General features: G+C 66.9%; 20 protein-coding genes. 15 read left to right on the top strand and 5 right to left on the bottom strand.

The genetic code is table 11. The features are described 5' to 3' along the window. Positions 1–91 precede the first annotated feature (91 nt). From AB0H76_RS09950 to AB0H76_RS09940, 3 genes are read right to left on the bottom strand one after another with little or no spacing between them, the layout of a single operon-like run. The gene (locus tag AB0H76_RS09950) at positions 92–1,132 is read right to left on the bottom strand and encodes a 2-dehydropantoate 2-reductase (protein WP_357319986.1); all 1,041 of its coding nucleotides are present in this window, start codon (positions 1,130–1,132) and stop codon (positions 92–94) included. Next, positions 1,129–2,121, bottom strand: coding sequence for a YafY family protein (locus AB0H76_RS09945; protein ID WP_357319983.1), 993 nt, complete (start codon positions 2,119–2,121; stop codon positions 1,129–1,131). The genes AB0H76_RS09950 and AB0H76_RS09945 overlap by 4 nt, the downstream gene beginning before the upstream one ends. Next, positions 2,118–3,113, bottom strand: coding sequence for a YafY family protein (locus AB0H76_RS09940; RefSeq protein WP_357319980.1), 996 nt, complete (start codon positions 3,111–3,113; stop codon positions 2,118–2,120). The genes AB0H76_RS09945 and AB0H76_RS09940 overlap by 4 nt, the downstream gene beginning before the upstream one ends. A gap of 137 nt (positions 3,114–3,250) precedes the next feature. Between AB0H76_RS09940 and AB0H76_RS09935 the strand changes: the two genes are divergently transcribed. Beyond that, complete coding sequence (locus tag AB0H76_RS09935) at positions 3,251–4,060, top strand: dihydrofolate reductase family protein (protein ID WP_357319977.1); 810 nt, start codon at positions 3,251–3,253, stop codon at positions 4,058–4,060. Between the two features lie 32 nt (positions 4,061–4,092). On the opposite strand, the gene pafA is transcribed toward AB0H76_RS09935, so the two are convergent. Together pafA and AB0H76_RS09925 are read right to left on the bottom strand one after the other, a co-directional pair. Continuing rightward, positions 4,093–5,451 (bottom strand): Pup--protein ligase, encoded by a 1,359-nt coding sequence (pafA, locus tag AB0H76_RS09930; RefSeq protein ID WP_357319975.1) that lies wholly within the window; start codon positions 5,449–5,451, stop codon positions 4,093–4,095. Between the two features lie 124 nt (positions 5,452–5,575). After that, positions 5,576–6,904, bottom strand: a complete 1,329-nt coding sequence (locus tag AB0H76_RS09925) for a hypothetical protein (RefSeq protein ID WP_357319972.1) — start codon at positions 6,902–6,904, stop codon at positions 5,576–5,578. Positions 6,905–7,805: 901 nt separating this feature from the next. Here AB0H76_RS09925 and AB0H76_RS09920 point away from each other — a divergent pair. The 14 genes from AB0H76_RS09920 to mobF all read left to right on the top strand — a co-directional run bounded on the left by AB0H76_RS09920 (position 7,806) and on the right by mobF (position 26,295). Beyond that, the gene (locus AB0H76_RS09920) at positions 7,806–8,921 is read left to right on the top strand and encodes a DUF4192 domain-containing protein (protein WP_357319969.1); all 1,116 of its coding nucleotides are present in this window, start codon (positions 7,806–7,808) and stop codon (positions 8,919–8,921) included. Beyond that, positions 8,921–9,223, top strand: coding sequence for a hypothetical protein (locus AB0H76_RS09915; RefSeq protein WP_357319967.1), 303 nt, complete (start codon positions 8,921–8,923; stop codon positions 9,221–9,223). The genes AB0H76_RS09920 and AB0H76_RS09915 overlap by 1 nt, the downstream gene beginning before the upstream one ends. Before the next feature lie 268 nt (positions 9,224–9,491). Then, on the top strand, positions 9,492–10,592 hold the full coding sequence (locus AB0H76_RS09910; RefSeq protein ID WP_357319964.1) for a DUF4192 domain-containing protein: 1,101 nt from the start codon (positions 9,492–9,494) through the stop codon (positions 10,590–10,592). Further along, positions 10,589–11,548: a DNA-processing protein DprA gene (dprA, locus tag AB0H76_RS09905; protein WP_357319961.1), complete on the top strand. Its 960-nt coding sequence runs from the start codon at positions 10,589–10,591 to the stop codon at positions 11,546–11,548. The genes AB0H76_RS09910 and dprA overlap by 4 nt, the downstream gene beginning before the upstream one ends. Continuing rightward, positions 11,545–12,984, top strand: a complete 1,440-nt coding sequence (locus AB0H76_RS09900; protein ID WP_357319958.1) for an ATP-binding protein — start codon at positions 11,545–11,547, stop codon at positions 12,982–12,984. The genes dprA and AB0H76_RS09900 overlap by 4 nt, the downstream gene beginning before the upstream one ends. Positions 12,985–13,143: 159 nt before the next feature. After that, on the top strand, positions 13,144–13,767 hold the full coding sequence (locus AB0H76_RS09895; protein WP_357319955.1) for a hypothetical protein: 624 nt from the start codon (positions 13,144–13,146) through the stop codon (positions 13,765–13,767). Positions 13,768–14,127: 360 nt separating this feature from the next. Continuing rightward, a complete protein-coding gene (locus AB0H76_RS09890) occupies positions 14,128–14,715 on the top strand; it encodes a hypothetical protein (RefSeq protein WP_357319953.1) in 588 nt (195 codons plus the stop codon). 59 nt (positions 14,716–14,774) lie between these two features. After that, positions 14,775–16,007: a hypothetical protein gene (locus AB0H76_RS09885; RefSeq protein ID WP_357319950.1), complete on the top strand. Its 1,233-nt coding sequence runs from the start codon at positions 14,775–14,777 to the stop codon at positions 16,005–16,007. Between the two features lie 57 nt (positions 16,008–16,064). Further along, positions 16,065–16,286: a hypothetical protein gene (locus AB0H76_RS09880; protein ID WP_357319947.1), complete on the top strand. Its 222-nt coding sequence runs from the start codon at positions 16,065–16,067 to the stop codon at positions 16,284–16,286. A 120-nt stretch (positions 16,287–16,406) separates the two neighbouring features. Then, the gene (locus tag AB0H76_RS09875) at positions 16,407–18,236 is read left to right on the top strand and encodes a ParB/RepB/Spo0J family partition protein (RefSeq protein WP_357319944.1); all 1,830 of its coding nucleotides are present in this window, start codon (positions 16,407–16,409) and stop codon (positions 18,234–18,236) included. A gap of 145 nt (positions 18,237–18,381) precedes the next feature. After that, positions 18,382–19,272 (top strand): bifunctional DNA primase/polymerase, encoded by an 891-nt coding sequence (locus AB0H76_RS09870; protein ID WP_357319941.1) that lies wholly within the window; start codon positions 18,382–18,384, stop codon positions 19,270–19,272. Between the two features lie 760 nt (positions 19,273–20,032). Next, on the top strand, positions 20,033–20,524 hold the full coding sequence (ssb, locus tag AB0H76_RS09865; protein ID WP_357319938.1) for a single-stranded DNA-binding protein: 492 nt from the start codon (positions 20,033–20,035) through the stop codon (positions 20,522–20,524). Positions 20,525–20,790: 266 nt separating this feature from the next. Further along, on the top strand, positions 20,791–21,120 hold the full coding sequence (locus AB0H76_RS09860) for a hypothetical protein (RefSeq protein ID WP_357319935.1): 330 nt from the start codon (positions 20,791–20,793) through the stop codon (positions 21,118–21,120). A gap of 606 nt (positions 21,121–21,726) precedes the next feature. After that, entirely contained in the window at positions 21,727–26,295 is a 4,569-nt protein-coding gene (mobF, locus tag AB0H76_RS09855; protein WP_357319932.1) for a MobF family relaxase, read from the top strand. The last annotated feature ends 119 nt before the right edge of the window (positions 26,296–26,414 follow it).

The following is a 26,414-nucleotide window of genomic DNA, read 5'->3' as shown; positions in this document are numbered from 1 at the left end:
TGGTGCCTCTGATGCTACCGGACTCGGAGCGGCAGATTTGGCCGCCCCACCGGCCGAACGCCCCGGTAAATCGGCGTTTGCCAGGCGTTCACTATCGTCCGCGCGCGGCCGCGGCCCGCAGTTGCTCGAGCAATTCGGCGCCGGTCCAGGTGCGCCGGTCGCCCTGCTCGGCCGCCACCACGAGCTCGATCAGCCGCTGGTTCACCGGCGTCGGTATCCCGACCATCGCCCCCAGGCCGACGATCTCGCCGCACAGCCACGAGATCTCGGTCTTGCGGCCCAGCGCCAGGTCGTCGGCCATCGAGGAGCGCGCCACCGGATCGATGGCCAGCACCTTCGCCGCGACCCGCCGGAAGACGCCGTCGCGCACGTTCAGCAGCCGCGTCATCAACGCGGGCGGCAGCGGGGTGAGCCGCGCGGGCCGGATCCGGGCCCGGTTCATCGCGGCCAGCGCCTCGCGCTGGGTCAGCGCCAGACAGCGGCGGTAGTTCCGGTCGCCCAGTTGCTCGCGCAGCGGCCGTCCGGACAGCGCGTTGATGGGATTGTTCAGATTCAGCAGCAGTTTGGCCCACTGCACCGGCAGCAGGTCCGGATACCGCCGCCAGCCCAGGCCGGACCGGGCGAACAGCTCCCGGAACTCGGCGAGCGCCGGATCGTCCTGGATCGCGATGTCGCCCGCGGTGCCGCGATGGAACCGGCCCCCGGCATGCTGCACGACGTTGAACATCACCATGCCCGCCAGCACCACGCAGGTGGGCAGAATCTCGCGGATGATCGTGTCGTTGCCGATGCCGTTCTGCAGGCTCAGCACGACGGTGCCCGGCCGGATCTTGCCGGTCAGCGCGCGCACCGCGTCGGCGGTGGCCGCGGATTTCACCGTCACCAGCACCAGATCGGCGGACCCCGCCTCGTCCGGTTCGGTCGCGACCTCGAAGCGCTCACGGCCGACCACGACCTCGCCGCCGTCCAGGTCGGTGAGCCGCAAACCGGTCGCGCTGATCTCGTCGAGGATCCGGGGCCGGCCGACGAAGGTGACGTCGGCGCCGGCCGCGGCCAGCTTGCCCCCGACGAACACACCGATGCTGCCCGCGCCGAGCACCAGGACGCGGTGCGGTAATCGATCCGAACTCACGACGCGCCGGCCTCCTCGTATCCCGCGGCGGCATAGGCGGCGAGCGCGGCGTTGGACCGTTCCCGCACGGCGGCGACGAGTTCGGGCGGACCGAGCACGCTCACCCCGGCGCCGAAACCGAGCAGCAGGCGCGCCATCCAGTCCAGGGTGGCGAATCGCATCGTCGCCTCCAGGCTGCCGTCGGGATGCACCGCCATCCGGTGCATCGGGTACTGGTCGAGTACCCACCCGTAGTCGGGCCGAACAAGCAAGCGCGCCAGCGGAACCGCGGGATCGTCCTGGAACAGGTCCAGCGCCGCGGCCTCGGCGGTGGCGTGGCTGGGCGGGCGGGCCGCCTCGTCCAGTTCGGTGGCCGCCTCGATCCGGTCGAAGCGGAACAGCCGCACGCCCTCGGCCTGGCGGCACCAGCCCTGCAGGTAGCTGTTGTTGTCCACCAGCACGATCCGGATCGGGTCGACGACCCGCTCGGAGACCACGTCGCGGCTGGCGGAGTAGTAGACGATCTGGACCGCGCGCTTGTCGGCGAGCGCGGCGCGCACGGTCGCGACGGCGTCCTTGCCGCCCTGCGCCCGCGGCGTGGGCGGTGCGGGGTCGGGCGCGGGGCGGCCGCCGGTGATGGCCGCCTCGATCTTGGCGATGGCGGCCTGGGCCGCGGTCGGATCGACCATGCCGGGCATGTCCTCGATCGAGCGCAACGCCACCAGCAGCGCGGTCGCCTCGGTGGAGGTCAGGCGCAGCGGGCGGTCGATGCCCGCGGAGAAGGTGACCTCGATGCTCTCCTCGGAGAACGACAGGTCGATCAGGTCGCCGGGGCCGTAACCGGGCAGACCGCACATCCACAGCTGATTCAGGTCGCTCATCAGCTGCTTGGTGGTGACGCCGAGATCGGCGGCGGCGTCGGCGGCGCTGATGCCGGGATTGGCGATGAAGTACGGAATCATGTTGAGCAGGCGCGAAAGCCGCACCGAGAGCCGGGAACTGCTACTCATGACAGCGCGACCTCCGTCCGATCGAAGACCGAGCGCAGCCGCCCGACCACATCGGCGCGTAGATCCTCGGGTGCGAGCACCAGCGCGTCCGGGCCGAGCCCGGTGATCAAGCGCGCCAGCCAATCCCGCGACCGGATCGGCACCTGCACGACCATGCCGGTGCGCTCGCCGATGACGCGCTCCTCCAGCACCTGGCCGAGCCGGCGGATCTCCTGGCCGCGACCGTCGGCCACCCACACCGTCGCCGATCCGCTGACCGGGGTGTGGCTGGTGACGCGATCGACGATGTCGCGCAGATCCACGTCATCGGGTTTGCGGACGGTGTTGACCGGGCCGTACGGGGTGACCTCGTCGCCGATCCGGGACAGCCGGAAGCTGCGCACGTCGTCGCGGGCGCGGTCGTGCCCGACCAGGTACCAGCGGCCGTGCCGGGTCACCACGCCCCACGGCTCCACGTCACGCATCAGATAGGGCGCGTTGACCGCGCCGCGGTGCTCGAACCGCACCGCCTGCCCGGCGTCGACCGCGGCGAGCAACTTGCCGAGCACGGGTTCCGAGCCGCGGGTGCGGGCGGGCACCGCGGGCGCCGTCACCGCGACGTCGGCTTCGACGTGGATACCGGCCGCGCGCAGCTTCAGCAGCGCGCTGTCGGCGGCCGCCGCGAGCTCGGGCGACTCCCACATCTGCACCGCGACCGCGACCGCCGCCGCCTCCTCGTCGCTGAGATCGATCTCGGGCAGCTCGTAGGCGTCACGGTTGATCCGATACCCCTCAAGGCTCGAATACCGGCTCACCGGCCCGATTTCCAGCGGAATGCCCAGGTCACGCAGTTCGTTCTTGTCCCGCTCGAACATTCGGCTGAACGCCTCGTCGCTCGCGGACTCCTCGTACCCCGCGACGCTGTCCCGAATCCGCTCCGCGGTCAAGAACTGCCGGGTCGACAACAGCGCGATGACCAGATTCATCAGCCGCTCGACCTTGGATATCGCCACCCGGTAGAGCGTAATAGCCCGGGGCGGTGGCATGCGCGGCGGCGCACGGATCGGGCGCGACCGCAGGTGCCGCGGCACCGCCGCACCTGCAGGTTTGCCCCGCCGGTGCCGGGTATCCCAGGACTGGATGGGAGGCGATGATGCAACGGCCTCGACTGATTACCCACAATGTCGTCTCGGTGGACGGAAGACTCGCGGTTTCGCCGCGCACACTGCTGATGCTGGACGATCGCTGGCCCGCGGGCGGCGAGGGTTACCTCGACCTGCTGCGCCGCCACCAACCCCAGGTGCTGCTGGAGGGCAGCGGATCCTTGGTGACCGACGACCAGCCGCCCGCTCCCCTGCCGGCCACCGACCTCCCCGCGCACGTGCTGGGCCGGGACTATCTGCCCGCCGAGGTGCGCGCGAAGGCGAGCGCCGGCTGGTTCGTGGTGCCCGACAGCCGGGGCCGGGTGCGCTGGACCTACAAGGAGTTTCCGGGCGAGGAGATGGCCGGCTGGCATCTGCTGGTGCTGGTCGCGGTGGCGACGCCGCTGCGCTACCTGGCCTATCTGCGGCGCGAGGAGATCCCCTACCTGGTGGTCGGGCGGCGGCACGTCGATCTGACGGCGGCGCTGAAAGTGCTGCGGGCGCGATTCGCGGTGGACACCGTGGTGGCCACCGGCGGCGCGCGCCTGGGCGGGGCGTTGCTGCGCGCGGGGCTGATCGACGAGATCGAGACCGAGATCGTGCCGATCGCCGTCGGCGGCACGCGCACGCCGATGATGTTCACCGCCCCCGACCTGGAGCGCACCCGCAGGCCCACGCGAATGCGTTGTCTCGGCGTCGAATCCCGGCCGCACGGCCGGGTGCTGCTGCGCTACGCGGTGGACAACGAGCCGCCGCCGGAGCCGAAGCGCTCCGGCCATCAGCTGGCCGCGGGCGACCATCCACGGAAACCACGGTAGGCGCGCCCGCGAGCGCGCCCACCCGGTTTGCACTACATGGAGGCGATCAGCCGGTCCACACGCTCGTCGACCGAGCGGAACGGGTCCTTGCAGAGCACGGTGCGCTGGGCCTGGTCGTTCAGCTTCAGGTGCACCCAGTCGACGGTGAAGTCGCGGCCCGCCTCCTGCGCGGCGGTGATGAAATCGCCGCGGAGCTTGGCGCGGGTGGTCTGCGGCGGGGTGTCCACCGCGGCGTCCACGGCCTCGTCCTCGGTGATCCGCTTGGCCAGGCCCTTGCGCTGCAGCAGGTCGAACACGCCGCGGCCGCGCTTGATGTCGTGGTAGGCCAGATCCAGCTGGGCGATCTTCGGATCGGACAGCTCCATGCTGTAGCGGTCCTGGTAGCGCTGGAAGAGCTTGCGCTTGATCACCCAGTCGATCTCGGTGTCGACCTTGGCGAAATCCTGGGCCTCGACCGCGTCCAGGGTGCGGCCCCACAGGTCCACGACCTGGTCGATCTGCGGGTCCCGGTCCCGGTTGCGCAGGTGCTCGACGGCGCGGGTGTAGTACTCGCGCTGGATGTCCAGGGCGCTGGCCTGCCGGCCGCCCGCCAGCCGCACCGGGCGGCGCCCGGTCATATCGTGGCTGACCTCGCGGATCGCCCGGATCGGGTTGTCCAGCGCGAAATCCCGGAACGAGACGCCGGCCTCGATCATCTCGAGCACCAGGGCCGCCGTGCCGACCTTCAGCATGGTGGTGGTCTCGGCCATGTTCGAGTCGCCCACGATGACGTGCAGGCGGCGGTACTTCTCCGCGTCGGCGTGCGGCTCGTCGCGGGTGTTGATGATCGGGCGCGAACGGGTGGTCGCCGAGGAGACGCCCTCCCAGATGTGCTCGGCACGCTGCGACAGGCAGAACGTGGCCGCCTTGGGCGTCTGCAGCACTTTGCCCGCGCCGCAGATCAATTGGCGCGTCACCAGGAACGGCAGCAGCACATCCGAGATCCGGGAGAACTCGCCGGCGCGCACCACGAGGAAGTTCTCGTGGCAGCCGTAGGAGTTGCCCGCGGAGTCGGTGTTGTTCTTGAACAGGTAGATGTCGCCGCCGATGCCTTCTTCGGCGAGCCGCTGCTCGGCGTCGATCAGCAGTTCCTCGAGCACGCGCTCACCAGCGCGGTCATGGGTGACCAGCTGATGCAGGCTGTCGCACTCTGCCGTGGCGTACTCCGGATGCGAACCCACATCGAGGTACAACCGAGCCCCGTTGCGCAGGAACACATTAGAGCTCCTGCCCCAGGACACCACCCGGCGGAAAAGGTACCGGGCAACCTCGTCGGGGGACAGCCGACGGTGACCGTGGAAGGTGCATGTCACACCGAACTCGGTCTCGATCCCCATGATTCGTCGCTGCACCTCTTCGACATTACAGCCATGTCATGTACTTCCGTGGGGCTGCGAGCAACACGCCCTGCTCAAGTTGACAACGATTCGACCGAGCGGCACCGAAATCGGCCCCGTGAACGTTTTGCGAACGTTTTCACCCAACGTCGGCGAAGTCGACCACAGGTCGTTCCACGTTCACATAGGACTGCTTCGTGATTGCCGAGTCCTCGTCATGACCCAGGATCAGCCGCGCTGCGGGGATTCCATGGACTTCAGCGATCCGCGTGGCCCGGGTGCTACGCAATGTCTTCAAGGTCGACCATGACAACTCCGTGTCCTTCACCAGGGAGTGCCACACAGCAGCCACCTTCACGCCGCTCAGGACCTTGCCCACCCTGCTCGGAAAGACCAGCGCTTGATCCGGCTCCGCCGCGACCTTCCGACGCTTCAGCATCGCCAGACAGTCCGGCGCGACCTTGATCGTTCGCATCGAATCACGGGTCTTGGTGAATGGCTGGCGGAACACCATCCGGACGACGGCTTCATCGTCGAGTTCGTGCCAGTCAGCACGCACGACCATCTCATGTCCGGCGAGTTGGTAGTCGTCGATCACCTTACGTACCTGCCACACGCGCAGCTCACGATCGATGATGGTGCCCGCGATGCGCACCGTCCCGGCACTGAGTTTGACATCGTCCCATCGCACCGCCAGTCCTTCGCTGGGCCGCGCTGCCAGCTCATACGACAGCAGTGTGTAGTCCCGGTATCCCTTCCATGTCCGACATTGACGCTTTCCGAAGCGGGCCGCCTCCAACGCCTGGTACCGAAGCATCTCCTCAGGTTTGAAGGGACACGGCTCGTCAGAAAAGTACGGATTGACCGCGCCCTCGCCGTCGGCTCTCCGCCGACGCCGTACCGAACCTTGGCTCTTCACCATCAACGCCGGGTTGAAATCCAGCAGACCATCCTCGACGAGCATTTGAAAGGTCATCCTCAGAATCGACTTGTGGAACGCCTGTTTAGATGGTGCCCAGTTCAGCTTCTCGAGGTGAAGCCGGACATGGTAAGGCTTCACGTCGACAGCCTTCATTTTCCCCAACGCTGACTCGGCGATTACGAATTTGTCTTTCTGGGCTCGGGCGCCGGTCGATCGGTCGATCTCGATCCGGTATGGCCGACCGTTCTGCGGGCGCTTCCTCGGATGCCTCTCGTAGGAATTGAGCCACGCACGAGCGGCCACGACCACTGTGGACTCCGGGTCGTAGCTACCTTCCAGTGCTACTTTGGGCTTCCACTCGGCAATACGCTGCTTCAGCGCGTCCTTGGCTTGCCTTTTGGTCTTGCCGGATGCCCGCACAAGAGTCGGCTTGAACGGCTTCGGTTCACCGATCCGGCAATGGATTTCAAAAACTTGCCGGGCTTCATTCCACTCCGGCTCGCTTGGATCACCCGGCTCGCCGGGCTGCAGCGCTCGTCTAGACATACGCCAATTCCCTTCCTGCTCGATAATTGCTTGACCGCTACGGCCGGCCATCCGGCAGTGCCGCGCATATGGAGAGTACGGAATCCGAGCGAAGAGCAGAAGACAACAAAAGTAGCCAAGAGATTGCCCGACCAGAAAGGTTCGTTGCGCTATCGACCGCGAATCGTATTAACCTCCACGAACTCCCGTAAAGACCACCAGGGATAGAGAACCCTGCGACCGTATTTCACAAAGCACGGGCCGGTTCCGAGATGCCGGTCGTTGGCAAGCTTGCCCACGCTGGTCCGCAGATACTCAGCCGCTTCTGCAGGAGTCGCCAGCCCGCACAATCGTGCCCGCAGGGCCACATCGTCAGTTACCTCCGGGTTCGCTGGCAAATGCTCGCCGAACGACTCCAAATCCCCATTGTTCATAATCTCACCTCGCCTTCCGATCTGCGTACGGCACCTCATTCCGATAACTCAAAATCTCCGATTACCGCTTCAGGTAATCAACAATAACCAAGCGCTTCTGAATATCCATACTTTGAACACACAACCAACTACGTCCCATATGGAGAATCGCATAATCACGGATGCCCAGGCCCTACCGATTCGCTGAGTCCCCGCAGCTCTTGGCAACGCTCGCGAAGGCGGGAAAGAGATTTTCCAAGCACATGCGAAATGCGGGGTAGTTCGAACGAGAAGTCAACACGCCTTTGGAGACTGCGCCGCATGGGTTGGCGGGCATGCACGCTACACCGGGGACGCGCGGTGTCAAGCCGCGAAGAGCGTGCGGCTTGACATCCGCTGTGCGCCACCGGTGTCGGCGTGATGGCGCCCACCAACCCACGGGCGCGGTCTCCGTTTGATGCTTCGCGCCGACCGCGCTCTGGGTTCCTTCTCTTCGAGGAGTAGCCATCATGGCCGACAGTGCTCGAATTGATCACACAGGCGATCTCATCGCCGCGATACCGGCAATGCTCGGGTTCATCCCGCAGCGCTCACTCGTGATCGCCGTAATACGAACCAGAACTTCGCCCGAGACAACTCCCATCATCGACGCGGTCGCTCGATACGACCTGGAGCCTCCCGGCGGGCGCCAGCGCCTGGCCGCCCGAATCGCGCAGTCCCTGGGTCAAATCTGTGCAGCCGAACACGCAGAATCGGTACTCGCGGTCATCATCGATGACCGCCTGGCCGGGCCCAAGCCCCAAGAGCCACACCGCCCGTGGGCTGCCCGCTACACCGCTCTCATCAAAGCTCTCGATAAATCCCTGGCCACCCACGAGGTATTGCTGGGCGGTGCTTGGGCTGTCGCGGCAATCGCAGGCAATGAACTCTGGTGGGCCCTTCTGGGCGGTACCGACGGGGGTGTACTGCCGGACCCAGGTGAGTCGTTGCTTGCTATAGCGTCCGAGATCGACGGGCGCCGGATTCACCGATCGCGCGCTGAGCTGAGCGCCGGACTCGATGTCGAACCCGACCTGTCGGCGCGGGTGGCCGTCGAACTCGACGCTGCGATCGCACGCTGCCAGGACAGGTTCAACCGAGCACAACGCCACGGCGAGATCGCCGGCTACCACCGTGCCCTGGTGGAGTACGTGCTCTGGCAGGTCGCCCATACCTCCGCCGGTGAGCCGCCCGGTGCCCGTGCCATCGCCGAATTAGTTCCCGCGCTGCGCGAACCGGTGGTGCGTGGAGCGTTGTTCGCCCTGGCCTACACCGAGCATGCCGAGGCCACTGAACGACTGTGGCTCTCGATGGTGCGCGCGTTGCCCGGTGTCGAGCGTGCCGATGCCGCGGCCCTGCTGGGCTACAGCGCGTACGCACGCGGTGACGGCCCGTACGCGGGGATGGCGTTCGACGCGGCGCTGCTCGTGGATCCCGGCCACAAGATGACTGGGCTGTTGGAGTCGGGTCTGCGCGCGGGAATGCGCCCGGGACCGCTGCGCCGCGTAGCGCGCAGCGCTCACGAGATGGCCGCCGATCTGGGGATCGATCTCGGTCCGTTGGTCCGGGCCGCGGAGGTGTCGTGATGAGCGATCGCGACAAGCCCACGATGACGAGTATTCCGTGCGTCGCGGCCAGAGGTGATCGTGTCCCCAGTTTCGAGGAATGGGCGCGTGCGATCGGTTCGTCATTGTATGCCCGGGTGATGTGTTGGGAGGCAATCGGTTACGCGCGCGGCTGGTGCGATCACGCAGAAATCGGTTCCAGCGAGGCGGTAGATTTCGGGAAAGCCTACGGCGTTCTCGTCGCAGCCGGGGGTTCGCGGCCCGCCATCTGCCGGGCGTGGGACAACTGGCGTCACGGCCGGGCGATCGACGCATTCGACTGACCAACAAATGATTCGACATTGAAGGTCGTCGTGTTTTCGGGGCGGTGGCCGGGCGCAACGCTACATCGGCGGCGCGACCGGTCAACCGCCCCGAGACCCACTCGGTCACGACCACCAGTCACCATCCGGCCTCTGAGGACCGGCGGACCGGTTGACCGGCCACCACGCCGCCGATGTCGACGCGATGCGCCCACCACCCCGAGAACACGGCGTCCCTGCGCCGGTTGGGTTCTCGGGGTTTCGTTCCTATTTCGAGGAGTGAGAGCGTATGGATCCGACGAGGCATTTCCAGAGCCCTGGCCACCTGATCGCCGTGGTTCCCGAGTTGCTGGGCCATCCTATTCCTGAACGAGCCCTGCTGATCGTGACACTGCGGGAGCGGCCGAAGCTGGACGGGCTGGTGATCAAAGCAATCTCCGTCGAGCTGCCGCCGACCCCGATCTATCAGTGCGAGAACAAAATCGCCCGCTGCGTCAGCCAGGCCTGCGCCGAAGATGACGTCAAGGTCGCACTCGCCGTCCTGGTCGACCCATACGCCATCTGGTCCACCGCGGCGGGCAACGAGAAGGGCTGGCCCCGGCTGCTGCTGGCCTCGATCCAGCAACACTGCCAGACCATCGACACGGACTTGTCCGGGGCATGGGCGGTGCCGCGGATCGAGCCCGGCGTCCAGTGGTGGACCCTGCTCGGCCCCGTGCGTTGCGGTCAGGTCCAGCCGGCCCCGACCGCAGACTGCGAGATGGCCGACGTGCACATGGTGCGCCTGGCACAGGAATCTCCCGCCGGGCAGGCGCTGGCGATCGCCGACACCGACACCCTGGCACAGGTCGGAGCAGCCTTTTTGACCGCCCTCAACGCGGTGATCCAGCGCGCCCAGGACGTCGAGGCAACCAAGTCTGTGACTGAGCACCGCCGCGCCGAACTCGACCGGGTGCTCCAGAGCATCACCGGGCCCGGCGAGCAGGTGTTGAAGATGACGGTGATGGCGGAGATCGGTGTGGCCCTGCTGGTTCCGCAAGTCTCGGATGCGCTGGTGGCGATGCCGCTGACCGTTCACGCCGAGGCCGCCGAGCGGTTGTGGGCACAGTTGGTGCCGGTGCTGCCGGATGTAGCGCGCGCCGAGGCCGCGGTCCTGCTGGCGGTCAGCGCCTACATGCGTGGCGATCGGGAGCTGGCTCAGCGTGCTTTGCGGACCGCGCAACTCGCCAACCCACATCTGAGGATCGCGCCGCTGCTCGAGCGCGCCTGGTCGGTGCCGATGACGACCGAGGAGATGCGCGAGATCTGCCGCGACGGCGTGGAAGTGGCCGCAGAGTTGGGTGCGCATTTGGAACTCGAGGACTCCGATACGACGGGAGCACAGTCATGACCTGCGTGGATGATCGCCGGATGGCGTGGGCGCTGCTGTCGTGTGCGGCGGCCGGCCCCTCGGTCTTGCTGGCCGACCTCGTCACCGAAATCGGCGTGATCAACGCCGCCACCCGGGTCGCGACGGGACAGATACCCGTCGGTGGCCAATCCCAGGTCACGGCAGCGGATTTCGAGTCCGCGGCCCGCGCGGTGGGCGAGGTCGAGCGTCTCGGTGGCCGGTTGGTGACGCCGGACGACGAGGAATGGCCGCGTGAAGCGCTGGCGTGCCTGCCGTCAGGTTCGGACAACCCCGGCGATGTCAGGCCGTTGGCGTTGTGGGTCCGTGGCAACGGATCGTTGCATCCTCTGACCGCGAGTGCGGTCGGGGTGGTCGGTGCGCGGGCCAGTACCGAGTACGGCAACTGGGTCGCCACCGAGATCGCCGGTGATCTGGCCGAGGGCGGATGGACGGTCGTCTCCGGTGCCGCGCTGGGCATCGACGCGCGCGCTCATCACGGCGCGATGGCGGCCGGCGGACCGACGATCGCGGTGATGCCCTGTGGGCTGGATCGTCCTTACCCGAATCAGCACGCGGACCTGCTGGACCAGATCCCCGAGCAGGGTCTGGTGGTCAGTGAGTATCCGCCGGGGGTGCGGGTGACCCGTTCCAAGTCCTTGGACCGCAACCGGCTCATCGCCGCGTTCAGCGCGGGGGTTGTGGCGGTGGAGGCCGGGCTGCGGTCGGGTACCGCGTCCACGTTGCGGTGGGCCGGGCGCTGCGGTGGATTGACCTTCGCGGTACCGGGCCCGGTCACTTCCGAGGCATCTAAGGGTTGCCATCGATTCATCGCCGAGGGCGACGCGCGACTGGTCACCAGCGCCTACGACATCATTGAGGCTCTGGGAGGGGTTGCGGCCCCGGAGCTTTCCTGCCTTCGGGGTGTGGCGGCCGAGGTCGCGGAGGCGAGCCGATGACCGCCCCGAGCGGTGCCCGTGCGCGGGTGTGGACGTGGACGATCGCGGCCACCGGTGAGGAGTACGACGTCGCGGTGATCACCGCTCGCGCCGACGATGACCGCGAGCCGTCGGCGAACGCGATCGGGCCGGAGCAGTGTGAGCGCGTCCGGGCGGCGATCATCGGCAGCGAGGTGCAATACCCGCACCGGCGAATCCAGGTGACCGGGCTCAACACCGCCGGCGCGCGCAGCGGCCTGCACGATCTCGCACTGGCGGTCGCTGTCCTGGCCGCTGGTGGACTGGTGCCATCGGAACTGTTGGCCGAGACGGTGTTCATCGGTCAATTCGATGTCGATGGGCACCTGCACGGCGGTGATCTGATCGAGGCCGTGTGGGCTGCCAAACGGGCCGGACTCACCCGGGTCGTGGTACCGGCCGCCTACGCCGGTGTCCTGTCGTCGTTCACCGATATCGAGGTGTTTCTGGCATCGAACCTGGCCGCGGTGGTGCGGTGGCTGCGCCGCTCCTGCCCGGACTTCTCGGCAGGCAGCGGGTGGGTGCAGGTTCCGGCCGATCCGAAGGTCCGTGAGGCGGCCGTAGTCGCGGCAGCCGGTGGCCACGTGCTGGCTGTGTCCGGTGGCGTCGATGCGCCGACGCTGGCGGTCGCGGGCTACGTGCACGCCCTGCTGGATCCGGTGTGGGCCCCGGAGGCACTGGATGCGGTGATGTGGCGGGCGCAGCGGGAGGTCACTCGCGTCGCGCCGTTGCCGACGGTGGCGCCGCTGGTGCACGCTCACCACTCGATTTCACCGAAAGCTCTGCGGGCGGCGATGATCCGAGCGCACCGGGGTGTGCTCGTGTGCACCGAGCTTGCCCACTTCCCGGTGAAAGCCACCCCGGTGCTGGCGCACCTGATCGATCACCGCAGTATCGAGGTCAGTCAGGACTATCGCGGTCAGACCCTGCGCCCGGTCTGGCCCGCTTCGCTGAACTTGGTCATGACCGACCATGTGTGCACCTGTTCTCCGCGCCAGCGCGACCGGATCGGTCACCGCTGCGGTAGCAACAGGTGGGGGTGGCCGTCCGAGATCGAGGCCCGGGTGGAGCTTCGGGTGTGGATCGAGCCCGGTGCGGTGAGGCCCTACCAAGGCAGCGAGGTGCCCGGCCGGGGCCGAGTAGCGCGAGCGCGGGGGGCGGCGCGGCGACGCTGGTCGGGGTTAGCCGCGGTATCGAATGCCGAAGTGTCGGCACCGGTTCTGCGGGAGGCCGTTGGTCGCGATCCTGAAACGCTGCGCTATCTCGCCTCCCTGATCGAGCACGCGATCTGCGCCGAGCACCAGGCCGCAGGACTGCTGGCGGTGGCTTGGACAGTATGTGATCTGCGCGGTGGAGCTACGCCGACCGCCGATGATCTCGATACGGCTCTGGCCCTGCGTCACGCCGTGACCAGCTGACTTACCAGCCATCTGAAGCGCCGTCTAGGCGTCCAACCCAGGCCTTGACCGGTGAGGCCCGTCTGCCGCTGTTGCGGCGGACGGGCCTTCTGTGTGTCCGGGGTGTGTGGGTGTTCGACGTCGAGGCGGCGGCTTTCTCTCATGGAAGGAAATCTTTCGATGACCACGACCGACCCCGCCGTGTGCTTGGGTGGCACTCCGGCCTTCGCGCAGGGCATCGCCGGCTGTTCTGCCCTTTTGGGCGAGAATTTCGGCAGTGCTCTGGGCAAGATCTTCGAGAGTTTGGAATGGGCCGAAGACGAGATCGAGAAGGTCCGCGCCCGGCACCGCAAGCACTCCGATCGCCTTTTCCACAGCTTCTCGCTGCTGACTCCGACTCAGCAGCGGATGGAAACCGAATTCGTGTATCGCTCGCACTGCCGCGAACTGCTCGATCGGGTCGCTGCGGGAGAAGACACCCGTCCGGGCACGGCGGCTGAAATCTGTTGCGCGCTGCTGCACGTGAGTCAGATGAGTCCGATGCGGTCTGCGGCTGTGGGGCTGTATCTGCGGATGTGGCAGGTCGCCGGATTCCCGCAGTGGCCTGAACTCGCCGAGGCCAGCGCCAATCACGAAGCCTTGGAGAAGTCCCGAATCGACGACCATGAGCGCTTCGCCCGCAACCAGCTCAAAGTGACCGAGCGCCGCCTCACCGAGATCACCTGTGCCGGAAAGCATCACGGTGAACCTGTCCACTGCCTCTACTCGCGGGCCACGGCCCAGCTGGCACTGGACCTGGACTGACGCCAGCCAGGCGCAACGGTCCCGCCAGGACTATCGCTGTCGAGGGATAGCCCAAGCAGGCGGGATGGCGCGTGCGACCGGGTCGGTGGGGCGGGCGCACGCTACCCCGGCGGCGCGCACGGTCAAGCCGTTGTCGGTACCGCTCGTTTCGTGTTTCCCCGCACCACGGGGGTGGGATGCGTCCGGGTTTCGGCTTGACCGTCCTCGCTTTCGCCGGAGTGTGCGTGGTGCGCCCCACCGACCCCGGCCACAGCGCATTCGAACGTGCTGGATCGAGCTCCAGCCGATCCCGCTTCCGCGCCCTTGACGCAGCGGCGTGGGGTCTGTTCATCCGAATTCACTTCTCAGAGAGGACTTCTCATGTCCGTTCCCGCTTTTACCGAGTTTCCGCGCAAGCATTGCATCGACCACGGCGCGGCGTACCAGCTGTTTCGCACCGAGGACGTCCCGATGCAGGGCCAGGCGTTCGTCGATCTGCGCGAGCACCACATCCTGGTCGACGGGCACCGCGAGGCGCGACCGGCGGTCCGGTTCCGGTGCTTCGGGCTCACCCTGGACCGCGAATGGCTGGGCACGGTGGAGTGCGCGGTCGCGTTCTACCCCGAATGGATCGGGATGCGCTTCGGCCACCAGATCGAGTTGCTCGGTGAATCGGGCTATCTGATCACCGACTACAGCCGCGAACTCATCCGCAAACCACAGGAAACCCGGGAAGCGGTGTCGGACCTGGTGCAGGCGATCGCGGCCGAGTTCTTTACCGACCTGCGGGTGGCCGAATACCGCTACGAGCGCGCGAGCCGCTACAGCGAACGGCTCACCCACCGCGACCAGGTGATGGCCATCCGCCGCAGTGCTCACTACCAGCGGCTGCACACGGCCAAAGCGGCCGAGGAAGCCGCCTACGCACTGCTCACCTCCCTGCGTAATCAGGCCGGAACCAGCAAATAACACCGCCACCACGAGCAGGTGCCATCTGCTCGTAATCCATTGCACAGAAAGGATTTTCGATGCCCACTACGACTGTCCGCCACGTCGGGCTGCGTGACATGCTCACCTTGCTCGAATCCCAGCAGGCCACCAAGGTCGATGTCGTCGCTCCGGCCACGGCGGTGCACGCCCGCGACGGGCTGATCGAGTTGTCCGGTGTCGAGCCCGCCGTGGACGAACGCGGCGTCACCCCGATCGACGGCCTCTACCTGCCGACCGCCGCGGCCGATTCCCAGATCGCCACCAAACTCGATATCCCGGTCCGCTACCTGCGCAAGCTGCGCGAGCAGGACCGCTCCGACCTCTACGACGCCAACGTCAACGGCTGGCTGCACGGCCGCCCGCGCCCGGACACCCCTGCCGAGCCGGACTCGCGTCAGTTTCTGCTGCGCCTGTTCACCTCCAACACCCCTGGTGAACCGGGGGTGTTGCGGGCGTTGTTGTCTGACCGCTACGGCATCGTCGACAATCTCGATCTGCTTACTGCGGTGATGGACGGTATCCGCCAGGCCGATGAGCAGGCCCAGTTCCGGTCCTGCGATCTCAGCGACACCGCGCTGCGGTGCAAGGTCTACTCCCCCGGGGTGGCGGCGCTGGCCCCGCATTTCCTGCGCGATTACCGCAACCCGTTCGCCAATCCCGACCTCGAGGCCGAACGTCAGCGGGTCGCGGGCAGGATCGGGTCGCTGCGGTCGTTGGCCGCGGGGGAAGGCCAGGGCTACGCCCCGGGCAGCGAGCCGGTGGTCTTCGCCGGGTTCCGGTTCTCCAACAGCGAAACCGGCCATCACGCGCTGACGTTGAAGCCGGAGCTCGTTGTCAAGATCTGTGGCAACGGGCTGACGTTGCCGATGTTCGCGTTCACCAAGCGCCATCTCGGTGACAAGCTCGATGTCGGCGCGGTGGGCTGGTCCCAGGACACGCTGCGCAAACGGCTGGCGGTGATCACCGCCGAGACTCGCGACAAGGTCCGCGAGTGGCTCTCGCCGCAGTTCCTGGGCGAGCGGGTCGCCGAACTCGAAGACGCCGCCGCGACACCGGTCACCCAGCCGGACAAGACCATCGAGGTCATCGCCAAGAATCTCGGATTCAGCGAGTCCGAGCGCTCGGGGATCCTGGCGCACTTCGTGGCCGGCGGGCAGCTCACCGGTGCCGGGATCGCCAACGCCGTCACCAGCTTCAGCCAGACCCTGCCCGACCCCGACCGCGCCGACGTGCTCGACGACCTCGCGCTGAGCGCGATGGCCCTGGCCTGACCAACCCCCGGGGTCTTCGCTCCCGGATTCCGTTCGCAGGAAAGGATTCTCACCCTCATGTCCGAACCCGTCACCGACACCATCACCCGCGCCGAGTTCGACCGGCGTCACCATCTCGGCAGCGCCGGGGAGACCACCCGCCTGGACAAAAAGGCGCTGACGACTTGGCGTAAACGCCGCCCCGACTGGCAGGGCAAATACTGGACCCTGCTCACCGTCGACGCCGTGCTGCGCTTCAACCCGATCAACGTCACGCCCCGACCCCGCAAGACCCGCTAACAATCTCTTCCTCATGCTGTCCGGCTCGTCCGGGCAGCGATCCCCTACCCACCTCTCGGGCAGGAACCCAGCAGTCTCGGCTGCCCCGGTTCCTGCCCGAATTTCGTTGAGGAGCAACCCATGTCGACTCTTACCGACACCACCGCGGTGTCCGACCTCGAATCATCCACCACACCAACCCAACCCATTCCTAATGAGACACCCACCTCGGGTGTCACGGCTGCGGTCGAGGCGCTGTTTCTGAGCCCGGCCGAGTTGCGGGTGGACGACAATGTCCGCGAGTCCTTCGATCTCGGTGACTACCCCGAATACCTGGATTCCATCAGCCGCCACGGTGTGCTGGTCCCGATCCTGGCCGAACGCAAACCCGACGGCATCTACGTCATCGACGGCCAGGTCCGCACCCTGACCGCGTTGGCGCTGGATTGCGCGCAGGTGCCGGTCTGGATCGCGCCCGCCGCCGAATTGGCGAAAAAGGAAGCCGAGATCAAGCGCGTGATCTCCCAGATCACCATCAACGACCGTCGTATCGCGCTCACCGACGGTGACCGGGCCGCGGGCATCGCGCTCGCGCTCGATCTGGGCGCGTCGGCGACGCGGCTGGCCGAGGAGCTGCAAACCAAGACCGGCGCGATCAAGCTGGCCGGCAAGGTCGGCGCGTCCCGGACCGCCCGGAACCTGGTCGATGCCCAGCAACTCGACCTCGAGCAGGCAGCGCTGATCGCCGAATACGACGCGGTCGGCGACACCGAGGCCGTCAACCGGCTCACCAGCTGCCAGCGCAGCGACTTCTCCTTCCAAGCACACCGGATCAGCCAGGACCGCGAAGCGGCCCGCGCCATGCTCACCGCCGCACTGCCGTATGCGGTCGTGGGACTCGGTGTGCTCACCGAGTGGCCCGACGACGCCGAACCGGAATACCTCCACTACGAGGACCTGCTCACTACCGACGATCAGCCCGTCGGGATCGAGCAGGTGATGGCCGACCCGACGCGGTGGATCGTCTTCTGCGACCTGGCCGAAGACGGTGAGGTCATCGATCGTGAGACCGGCGAAACCGTCGACGAGGCCACGGTGGACTGGAGCACCGAGCGCAAGCCCGACTGCACCCCCGCCGAAGGCAAACGCCACGCCCGCGAGGTCGAGCGCCGCGATCGGTGGCAACCCGAATTCTTCCTGCCCGCCAGCGAACTCGAAGCCGCCGGACTGCATATCCCCACTCCGGTTACCGAGGAACCCGAGCCCCCCTTTTACGCCAACGCCAACGCCAACGCCAACGAGGGTGCCGGCCAGGTGAGCGTGCCGGACAGCGCGAGGACCGTGGAGGGGACGCAGGAGCCCGAAAATGTCCCCGAGAACCCGGAGCCCGAGATCGACCCGGAAGCCGCGGAGGCCGCCCGCGTCGAGGCCGAGGCGGCGCGCGCCCAGGCCGAAGCCAGGCGTATCGAGGCGGCGCGGTTGGCCGAGGAAGCCGCTGCGGCCAAGAAGGAAGCGATTCGCCGGGCCGAGCAGCGGCGCGAGGAACTCGACAAGCAGGGGGCGGCTGCCAAGGCGGCGCGCATGGAGTTCTTGACCAAGTGGCTGGCACGGCAAAGTTCGTTCGCGGCGGCCATCAAATTCGTGCTGCAATCGATCAGCGCCGATGCCGCGTTGCTCGACACCCACGACGCGTTCAAGGCCAGCACGATTCTGCTGGGGATCAAAGGGTGGCGCCCGGAGTTCGAGAAGGCGATCGAATCGGCCAAACCCGCGCGCTGCCAGGTCCTGCTGCTCGGCCTGATCCTGGGTGCCTACGAGTCGACCACCAGCAAGAACTGCTGGGGCTACGTCGACCGCCGAGTCAAGCGCTACCTGGAGTTCCTGCCCGAGCTCGGCTACGAGCTGCACGAGGTCGAACGCGCGGCCTGCGGTCAGATCTCCGCCGACAGCATCGACATCACGCCGAAGTAGGGCGAGCTCCGTACTCGGGCGGCAGGTGATCGCGCGTGATCACCTGCCGTCCGAGGCGCGGGGATGTCTGTGGTTTCTCGAATTCCTCGCCGCCACTCTGCTGGTTCTCGGGCGGCGGCCAATGTCCTGGGAAGAAGTTTCGATCATGACCACTCATGAACTCCGCGAGGCGGCGCTGGCCGCTGCCGCGCGTGGTTGGTTCGTCTTTCCGCTGCATCCCGGTGCCAAGACTCCCGCCGTCGAGCACTGGCCTCAGCAGGCGAGCACCGATCCGACCGAGATCCGGGCATGGTGGGCACGCAACCCGGCCTGCAACGTAGCGATCGCGACCGAGCCCAGCAGGCTCCTGGTCATCGACCTCGACACCCTCGCCCACCGCACCGCGCACGGCGCGGAACCCGCGAGCTGGCAGTTGCTCTGCGAACTGGCCAGCGCCGCCCACGCCTCACGCTCACTGCTCACCTACACCGTGGCCACCCCTTCGGGCGGCCGACACCTGTATTACCGAGTCCCCAATGGTGACGCACCCTCTTGCACCGTAGGTCGCCTGGGTGCGGGGATCGATTCTCGTGGCAGAGGCGGCTACATCGTGGCAGCCGGATCCCGCACCTCCGCGGGCAGCTACCGGATCCTGGACCCGCGTCCCGCACTCCAGTTACCCGGTTGGCTGCGCCAACAGCTCCAGCCCCCACCACCGCCTGCCCCTGCACAGGCCGCGCCGACGCACCGGCCAGACCGCTACCTCACGGCCATCCTCACCAGAGAACTCCACGCCGTCACCAGCGCTCAGGTCGGTACCCGCAACAACTGCCTGTTTCGCGCCGCGTTGACGCTGGGCCGATTGGTGGCCGGCGGCGAGCTGGACGAATACGACACTCACCTGGCGCTGGCATCGGCCGCAGCCGCCCATGTCGGTACCGACGGGTTCACAGCCGCCGAGGCCGACCGAACCATCGCCAGCGGATTCAAGCTCGGAGCCGACCGACCCCGCCACATCGATTGGTCTCCATCAGCTGAGGCCCGATCGGCCGGTTAGGGCAAACCATGGCTTCAGATCCCCGATCGTCCGGTGGCGCTCGGTCGTTAGCCGGTGGCGGGTCGCAGCTGCCAGACCAGATCATGGGTTCCGGTCATCATCGGGTTGCACCACATCGTGCGCCCTGCCGCGTCCTGAGTTGTCGCACCTTCGACCGCGCACGCCTGTCCCGGACCCGGCGGAGGCTGAGCCTGTGCAGGGCCACCCGAGAACGTGAGGACTGTGCAGGTGATGGCTGTCGCGATTGCCGCGAAATAGTGCCGTGAACGCATATCGACCACCTCCGCTTGTCGGCGACTGCATTGAGGAAATCAGCGAATGCGACTCCAGTTTATTGAGCACGCCCCGGGGTGGCGATCTCGATTCCGCGTCTTTCCCCGACGACCTGAAATCCCAATAAGCATTCACGTACCGACGAGCGAGTAGCCCAGGAAATCTGTGATGACCTGCGGTTTCTACCCAATGCAGTTCAGGTAGAGAAAGGATTGGGCGTTCCTGTGGGGGCGGTCGATCTGTTGCCAGCGGATCAGGAGTGTGCCGGGTGAACCGCCGATGAACCTGCGCCACCGCGTGGGGACGCGCCTTCGCTGACGCTCAGGCCGCCCCACCCCGCGCCGCAGAACCCCCGACGGCCCTGACGGGCCCGGCACACCCCCGATAACCCGTGCCCAGATCGACAGCCCCACAGAACCACCCGTTCTGGGTGTGAGGGGTTGTCGGTCGAGACCAATAAACCCTTCACCTCAAGGAGTGATCAGTCATGGCCGGAGAAATCATCATCACCGTCATCGGCAACCTCACCGCGGCTCCCGACTACTACGCGGGCACCCCGGAGAAGTCCGCATTCATCGCCTTCACCGTCGCCCAGAACACTCGCGTATTCCGCAACGGCGAATGGCGCGACGGGAACACGGTGTTCATGCGCTGCACCGCGTTCGGCGAGTTGGCCGCGAACATGGCGGCCACCCTCGACCGCGGGGATCGAGTGATCGTGTACGGGCGGATGCAGCAGCGCGAGTACACCGACCGCGAGGACGTGCGCCGCACCTCGACCGAGGTGATCGCCGATGAGATCGGGCCCTCGCTGCGCTACGCCACCGCGGCCATCGGCGAGGCCGCCAACGCCGCTGCTTCCGCACCAGAGAAGCAGCGGACCCCCGACAAGACCACCGGCACCAGCGCCCGCAAGCGGACCCGCAGCCCCAAGTCCGAGCCCGCGCTCGCCGAGGCTGGGGCCAAGGCTCCGTTTTAGGGCATCGGTGGTGCCGGGCGTGTAGGTCACGCCCGGCACCCGCGCTCCACCCTCAGTGAGACTGCGCGCCACTCGCGGCCTTCCACTCATTTGTCTCGGGGCCACGGCCTCGCTGTCACCCCGCGACCCGGGGTCCACGGCGGGGCTGTCCACCCGAGCGTCCGGCACCGACAACGCGGTCGGCAGGGCCAGCAACGGCGCTGGCCCGCGCCCGGATGCCTTCCCTTTTTCCCTTATGAGGGTCCACGCCTCCGAGGAGTTCGGTCATGGGTTTGTTCAGCCCCATCGCTTTCGCTGTGCTCGCCTGCCTGGTGCTGTGGTGGGCGTTCCCCGTCCTGGCCCGCATCGGCGGTTTCCTGCTGACTGTGGACTCGCTGGCTGCGATCGCGTTCCTGCCCGAGCGTGCTCTGCCGGACAAGCTGGCTTGGTTAGGTCTCGGTGTCGTGGTGTGGCTGGCCGGGCATTGGGCGTGGGCGTTCAAACACCGGGCGTGGGCCTCGGTGATCGCGCTGCGGTTCTTCAGCCTGCCCGGCCTGCGCTGGACCCGACCCCGCCGCAGTCTCATCATCGTCCGCCGACAACGCACCCGCCCCTGACCTACCCCGTCGGTCCGGGGTGGGTGTCTCCGCCTCGAGCAGTGCACGCAGCTGCTTTCGGTCCACGCCGGTGATCTCGCAGATCTGCTGATCCGCCATCCCCCGCTCACGCAGGCGCGCCAGCGCGGCACCTTGTGCGGCGCGCGCGTCCGCTGCGGCGTGTTCGTATCGTGTTGCCGCGGCGGCGATCATCGTGTCCCGGCGCTGGGCGGCCCGCTCCAGCTTCGCCTGATGCTTGCCGAACTCCACCAAGTCGGCTTCGTTGGCGCGTGCGGCCTGGGTTGCCTCGGCCAGCTGTCGCGCCACTGCCGCGCGTGCCCATTTCCGTGCGGTTACCTTCTCCATTCCGCCACCTCCTCGATCGCCGCGCGTTCGCGCCGCTGAGCGTGTGCCAGGAATTCATTCCGTTCCCAGCTCTGCTGGTTCCATTTCGTTGTCGTTCCACGATCGCATTCATTCCGTCGCGTGAGCAATCCTGTTCGGATCGGTTGTCCCACTCCCCATATGGCGTTTCTTTCCTTTACCGATCACACCTCTTGCATCACCATGCCTACTCGGGAGTAATGATTTACGAGCGGCGTTTTCCGCGCTATTCCGGAAAGGGTGATGACCCTTCACCGTCTCCATGCCGGCGACGGATATGAGTACCTGACCATGCAGGTGGCCAGCGGGGATCGACTGCGTGACCGCACCCGCGACCTCACCGCCTACTACACCGAACACGGCACCCCACCCGGGATGTGGATGGGTCGCGGCGCGGCTCAACTCGGTTTATCCGGAAACGTCACCGAAGCACAAATGCAGGCACTGTTCGGCGAGGGATTACATCCGAATGCCGACGCGATAATCGCCGCCGCGATCGCATCGGGGAAAACCGCCGAGCAGGCAATCGCGGACGCGCAGCTAGGGCGCATGTTCTATGAATTCTCCAGCAAACCCTCCTCGATCGGCGCCCTCTACAACCTCGCGGTCGATCGATTCGTCGCCACCGAGCACCGCCGCCCGAGCTGGGACGAACGCACCGTCCTGCGCACCGACGCCGCCCACCAGCACCTCACCACCGAACTCGCCCGACCACCGCACTCCACCGAAGTCCAGGCCGCACTCGATGCCGAGAAAGCCAACTCCCGCAAAGCCGTCGCGGGCTTCGATTGCGTGTTCACCCCGGCGAAATCGATCTCGATCCTGTGGGGATTGGCCTCGCCGGAGATCCGCGAACAGATCTGGGCGTGTCATCTCGAAGCCATCCACGAAGTCCTCACGTTTGCCGAATCCCGCTATGCGGTGACCCGGCGCGGCCACAACGGCGTCATGCAGATCGACGCGACCGGGCTGATCATCGCCGCGTTCCACCACTTCGACAACCGGGCCGGGGACCCGAATCCGCACACGCACGCGGTCATTTCGGGCAAGGTCTGCGGAGTCGACGGCACCTGGTCGGCGCTGGACGCGCGCTCGCTGTATGCCGCGGCGGTGTCGCTGTCCTCGCGCTACAACGCCACCGTCACCGCGAAGATCGGTCACCGGCTCGGGTTCCGATTCGAGGAACGCGCCCGTGGCCGCGGCAAGCAACCTGTCCTGGAAGTCATCGGGGTCACCCAGGCGATGGTTGACGAATTCTCGCGCCGCCCAACCATTGTGGCGCGCCTCGAACAACTCGTCGCCGACTATCGCACCACCCACCACGGCCGCAACCCGGGCACCGTCACCCAGTACCGGTTGGCCCAGCAAGCGACCCTCGAGACCCGCTCGGCGAAACCACTGCCGAAAACGTTGCGGGCGATGCTCGCCGAATGGGAGGCCCGATTCGGTGCCGTCTTCGGCCGCCGCGGAGTCCAGTTCGTCGAGCATTTGCGTCACCTGCACACAGATCCTGATTCCCCACGACCCTTCGACCATGACGAGGTCGTGATCGCCCTCGGTGTGGCGCTCGGTGGCGCCGAACAGCTGCTGGCCGCTCCCCCGACCGGGCTCGACGACGCCATCGCACATCAACTGCGCCACTGCGTCTTCGACACACCGGACGCGCGTACCCGGGCAGTGACCGCGCTGCGAGCCACCCTGGCCAACGGGCCCGACGACGCCGTGCTGGCACGGATCGAGCAGACCTGCACCGCGCGCCGGCGCGAAATCTATGAGCCGGACGTCATCGCGGTCGAGGTCTGCGAGATCATCTCGCGCCGACGCGCCACCTGGACCGAGGCCAACATTCGTTCCGCGGTCGAGGACCGGCTCGCGGTCTGCGTCTTCGACGACGACACCGGCCTTCGCGAGGCGGTCGAGGCCATGACCGCGACGATCCGGGACGAGCACAGTCTGCAGCTCAGCATCGACCCCGACCCGATCCCGGCCGCGCTCGCACGCTCGAACGGGGAATCGGTCTTCACTGTCACCGGCGCTACCCGTTGGACCAGCCAAGCCGTGCTCGACGCCGAGACCCGACTCATGGACGCCGCCAGAACACCGTCGGCCGAGATTTTGCCCGACCGTACGGTGCGCAAAGCGTTCGCTCGTTCCCGCCGTAGTGGGCGCGAACTCAACGCTGGGCAGCAGGCAATTGTGCGCTACCTGTGTACGACGGGAACGCAATTGGCGGTCGCCATCGGGCCGGCCGGTAGCGGTAAGACGACCATGATGAAAGCCGTCGCCGACGCCTGGGCACGCAGCGACCGCAACGTCATCGCCCTCGCACCCTCCGCCTCCGCGGCACGCGAATTGGGCAAAGCCATCGACGCCCCCGCCCGCACCATCCGCAAACTCCTCGTCCAAGCCCGCTACGGCTGGCCCACCGGCGCCGCTGCTGGCACGATGCTGCTCGTCGACGAAGCCGCCATGGCCGCCACCGCAGACCTCGACGACCTACTCACCTTCGCCACCCGACACGGGGCCGTCATCCGCTGCGTCGGTGATCCTGAACAGCTCGCCGCCGTCGAGGCCGGCGGCATCATCCGCACCATCGCGGCCGACAACCGCTCCCCCGCACTCACCGCGTTGGTGCGCTTCGAGGACCCTGAGGAAGCCGCTGCCACCCTCGCCGTTCGCGCGGGTAATGCCGAAAAAGCGTGGGAGTTCTACGACTCGAGCGGCCGCGTCACCCACGGCATGAGCGACCAGCTACGCGCCGAAATCCTGGACCGCTACCTCACCGACACCCGTGCCGGAATCTCGGCGATCATGATCGCGGCCACCCTCGCCGACGTCGCGGTCCTCAACGCCGCGGCCCAAGCCGCCCACCTCGGCGCCGGCACGGTCAGTGATCGCGGAGGCCGAGTTGCGTTGTCGGACAGCCATTGTGGATATCGCGGCGATCTGATCGTCACCCGCGCCAACAACCCGGAACTGCGGATCATGGGCGGACGCCGGAAAGGCACCCAGATCGACAACGGCGACCTGTGGCGCATCGACCGCATCCATCACAACGGCTCGATCACCGCGACCGGTACCAGCCACCGCGGGCGAGTCGTTCTGCCGGCGGACTACATTCGCGACCACGTCGAACTCGGCTACGCCACCACCGTCCATCGCGCTCAAGGCATCACCGTCACCCGCGCCTACACTCTGCTCAACGAAACCCTCGGCCGTGCCTTGGCGTACGTCGGTTTAACCCGCGCGACCGAAAACAACCACATGTTCCTGGCCACCGACGCCCTGGTCGATATCTCCGGTGACCAACAGCCCGACGACCCCCACGAACCCTTCCGCTGCTTCGCCCGCGTCCTGGCCCGCGACGACGACAACCTCTCGGCCCACGATGTCATGCGCGCCGAACAAGCCGGCGCCGATCAGCGAGTTCACCTCGCTTACCGCCAGGCCCGCAAATTATTGGCCGACACCTACAGCGGATTCCACCTCGAGCGCACCCTGCCGGTCTATCTGTTTCATCTCACCCAACAATCCCCGAAATATGGCGAGCTCCTCGACACCCTGGCCTTGGCCGATGCCCACCACCTCGACACCGCCGAACTCACAGCCTCGATCGCCACCAACACCTACCAAGACCTCGGCCAGAGCCTGGCCGGCGCCCGCGACACCGCCGCGGTTCTGCGCGCGCGGGCCGACATCTGGATCCGCGACCACCTTCCAGTGACCCCGAACCCGCTGGTCCTCACCGCCACTGACACCCTCGCTACGGCAGAAACCTCCGTCGTGGTGGACGCGGTCGCAGCCGCCAATACCGATGTCGCGTGGGCTGTCCCAGCACGATTCCGGGCCCTGCGCGATGCCCCACACCGTGCGAGCTGCCCGCCGGTCCCGAGCACTTGTGCTGGCACCGATCTGGAACTCGATGCCTACGCCCGCGAACTCCGACACCGAATTCTCGGCCCCACTGCGGAGGCGATTCTGCCGCACCCCGAAGCCCCTGTCGCACTCGACACTCCCCCCGTCGCTGCCGCGGTCTCTGCGACCGGCTCCGATGAACCCGACACCGTCGCTGCTGAACCCGAGCTACCGAGCCGCGCCCGACTGGAACGGATGCGTGGCGACTATCGGTGCTATCTGCGAGAGCTCCTCGATGGCTACACCGAACACCACCTGTACCGCGCACTGCCCGCAGCCCTGTATCGGCTGGCCAGCAACTCGCGGCATTGGCGATCACTTCTGGAGGTGATCGAACACGCGCACGCCGAAAATCTCGACACCGCAACCCTGCTCACCGCGATCGCCACCAACAACTACACCGACGACGGCGAATCACTGGCCGAGGTTCGCGATCCAGCACTCGAACTCCGCACACGTGCCAAAACCTGGATCAACGACTACGCCCAAGCCGCCTACAGGACAGCGCACATGCTCCCCCACCCAGACTTCGCGGCCCCAGACGAGGTCAGTCAACGACTGGTCGGCCAGCTCAACCGCACCACAGCGAGTCTCGCAAAGCCCGACCCATCGCTGCTCCATCACCGCGTCCCCGACTACCCCGGTCGCGACTCAAGCCTCATCGACTTTGTAGCCGAACTGCACCGCCGTATCGAGACCGCTGAGCGCCAGCTCAACATCTCCGATTCCGCTCAGCGCAGACAATCAACGAAGCCGTCAGAGGAGCAATCACCACCAAAACCCGACAGCAGTCAGGAGCCCGTGCGGCAGGAATCCCGCACCCAGGCTGCTCAATCGCAACGCCGCCACCGACGCAGGCCTACACCGCCACGTCAGCCACGCAGACCCCACCGATAACTCACGCCACCTTGATCCGAGCAGGGATTCAAACGCACGATCATCAGCGTAGGACGTTCTAAAGCCCACCCATCAATGCTGACTTCAGTCAGCACGAGTGAGCGATAATGCCGAGTTGC

Source organism: Nocardia sp. NPDC050712 (genome assembly GCF_040654295.1).
Classification (GTDB): Bacteria; Actinomycetota; Actinomycetes; order Mycobacteriales; family Mycobacteriaceae; genus Nocardia.
The sequence above is the reverse complement of the archived record's forward strand: the minus strand, read 5'-3'. Positions and strand labels throughout refer to the sequence as shown.

Excerpts from the sequence above, each read along its gene's own strand:
- AB0H76_RS09945 (WP_357319983.1), bottom strand. The coding sequence starts at position 2,121 with ATGAGTAGCAGTTCCCGGCTCTCGGTGCGGCTTTCGCGCCTGCTCAAC.
- AB0H76_RS09935 (WP_357319977.1), top strand. The coding sequence starts at position 3,251 with ATGATGCAACGGCCTCGACTGATTACCCACAATGTCGTCTCGGTGGAC.
- AB0H76_RS09925 (WP_357319972.1), bottom strand. The coding sequence starts at position 6,904 with ATGTCTAGACGAGCGCTGCAGCCCGGCGAGCCGGGTGATCCAAGCGAG.
- AB0H76_RS09920 (WP_357319969.1), top strand. The coding sequence starts at position 7,806 with ATGGCCGACAGTGCTCGAATTGATCACACAGGCGATCTCATCGCCGCG.
- AB0H76_RS09915 (WP_357319967.1), top strand. The coding sequence starts at position 8,921 with ATGAGCGATCGCGACAAGCCCACGATGACGAGTATTCCGTGCGTCGCG.
- AB0H76_RS09910 (WP_357319964.1), top strand. The coding sequence starts at position 9,492 with ATGGATCCGACGAGGCATTTCCAGAGCCCTGGCCACCTGATCGCCGTG.
- dprA (WP_357319961.1), top strand. The coding sequence starts at position 10,589 with ATGACCTGCGTGGATGATCGCCGGATGGCGTGGGCGCTGCTGTCGTGT.
- AB0H76_RS09900 (WP_357319958.1), top strand. The coding sequence starts at position 11,545 with ATGACCGCCCCGAGCGGTGCCCGTGCGCGGGTGTGGACGTGGACGATC.
- AB0H76_RS09895 (WP_357319955.1), top strand. The coding sequence starts at position 13,144 with ATGACCACGACCGACCCCGCCGTGTGCTTGGGTGGCACTCCGGCCTTC.
- AB0H76_RS09890 (WP_357319953.1), top strand. The coding sequence starts at position 14,128 with ATGTCCGTTCCCGCTTTTACCGAGTTTCCGCGCAAGCATTGCATCGAC.
- AB0H76_RS09885 (WP_357319950.1), top strand. The coding sequence starts at position 14,775 with ATGCCCACTACGACTGTCCGCCACGTCGGGCTGCGTGACATGCTCACC.
- AB0H76_RS09880 (WP_357319947.1), top strand. The coding sequence starts at position 16,065 with ATGTCCGAACCCGTCACCGACACCATCACCCGCGCCGAGTTCGACCGG.
- AB0H76_RS09875 (WP_357319944.1), top strand. The coding sequence starts at position 16,407 with ATGTCGACTCTTACCGACACCACCGCGGTGTCCGACCTCGAATCATCC.
- AB0H76_RS09870 (WP_357319941.1), top strand. The coding sequence starts at position 18,382 with ATGACCACTCATGAACTCCGCGAGGCGGCGCTGGCCGCTGCCGCGCGT.
- ssb (WP_357319938.1), top strand. The coding sequence starts at position 20,033 with ATGGCCGGAGAAATCATCATCACCGTCATCGGCAACCTCACCGCGGCT.
- AB0H76_RS09860 (WP_357319935.1), top strand. The coding sequence starts at position 20,791 with ATGGGTTTGTTCAGCCCCATCGCTTTCGCTGTGCTCGCCTGCCTGGTG.
- mobF (WP_357319932.1), top strand. The coding sequence starts at position 21,727 with ATGACCCTTCACCGTCTCCATGCCGGCGACGGATATGAGTACCTGACC.